1 protein-coding gene is annotated in these 398 nt (G+C 42.0%); it reads right to left on the minus strand.

Going from position 1 to position 398, the window contains the following annotated elements:
* Window positions 1–130 precede the first annotated feature (130 nt).
* On the minus strand, window positions 131–398 hold a 268-nt coding region (locus tag AB4486_RS24475; protein WP_372119246.1), incomplete at its 5' end, for a transposase.

Genomic DNA, 398 nt, shown 5'->3' on the forward strand with positions numbered 1-398 from the left:
TTCAAGGACTCTTAATGATTTCCGCTGAGCATGCTCTTATCAACAACACGAACTTGAAAGTCCTAAGATCAAATCAGAGTTCCATACTCACGGTCTTACCTGTTTTCTCATTTCCACTTCATGCGCAATTTTAGAGAGATAGTAATTCAGGATTATAGTGTTGCTGATTAGCCAATAAAGCCCATGCAATTCGAGCATTCCGATTAGCTAGTGCGACTATTGCAACATTCTTGTGTTTTCGTTTCAGTAAGTCATTCAACCAGCGGTGAGTATAAGTGGTTGGCTGTTGCTTTAAGTGCCCAAGAACAGCTCTTGCACCATGCACTAGTAGTCTTCGTAAATAGCCATCCCCCCGCTTGCTTATACCAAGCAATACTTGTTTGCCACCCGTTGAAACT

The organism is Vibrio sp. 10N.222.55.C6 (assembly GCF_041473395.1).
Lineage (GTDB): Bacteria > Pseudomonadota > Gammaproteobacteria > Enterobacterales > Vibrionaceae > Vibrio > Vibrio crassostreae_C.